The organism is Bacillus sp. LR--39 (genome assembly GCF_053613335.1).
The window spans coordinates 1-880 of the sequence record NZ_JBSIOT010000544.1 but is presented as its reverse complement, the minus strand read 5'-3'; the positions used below and the strand labels follow the sequence as shown (position 1 = coordinate 880).

Below are 880 nucleotides of genomic sequence, written 5' to 3'. Positions count from 1 at the left end.
AAAATACAAAAAAAACAAATTATTTACTTGCGGTTGGTTTTCCCATACGATTGCAAAAAGGTAAGACAAAAAGGGGAGTAAGGGAGAAAAAAATGTAAGCGGATTCATTTAAGGGGGAATGGATGTGTTAGCAATCTTAGGCTTTCTCATGATGCTTGTGTTTATGGCATTGATCATGACAAAACGGCTTTCTGTTTTAACAGCATTAGTTTTGACGCCGATTGTGTTTGCGCTTATCGCCGGATTTGGATTTACTGAAGTTGGGGACATGATGATTTCGGGGATTCAGCAAGTCGCGCCGACTGCGGTCATGATTATGTTTGCGATCTTATATTTTGGAATTATGATTGATACAGGCCTGTTTGATCCAATGGTTGGCAAAATTTTAAGCATGGTCAAAGGAGACCCTTTAAAAATTGTTGTCGGGACAGCGGTTCTTACAATGCTCGTCGCCTTGGACGGAGATGGCTCGACAACGTACATGATTACGACAAGCGCCATGCTTCCGCTCTATTTGCTGCTAGGCATCCGGCCAATTATCTTGGCAGGAATCGCGGGAGTCGGCATGGGAATCATGAACACGATTCCATGGGGCGGTGCGACGCCGAGGGCGGCGAGTGCGCTGGGGGTTGATCCAGCTGAGCTAACAGGGCCGATGATTCCTGTCATTGCAAGCGGGATGCTTTGTATGGTGGCGGTTGCGTATGTGCTTGGAAAAGCGGAACGAAAGCGCCTTGGTGTGATTGAACTGAAACAGCCAGCCAATGCCAATGAACCGGCTGCTGCGGTTGAAGATGAGTGGAAGCGGCCGAAGCTTTGGTGGTTCAATTTATTGTTAACGCTTTCTTTAATAGGATGTTTAGTATCGGGTAAAGTCAGT

General features: G+C 46.2%; 1 pseudogene. It reads left to right on the top strand.

Annotated features, from left to right (window positions below):
• Positions 1-124: 124 nt before the first annotated feature.
• Positions 125-880, top strand: a pseudogene (citM, locus tag ACWHAR_RS24770) (citrate transporter CitM); the annotation flags it as partial.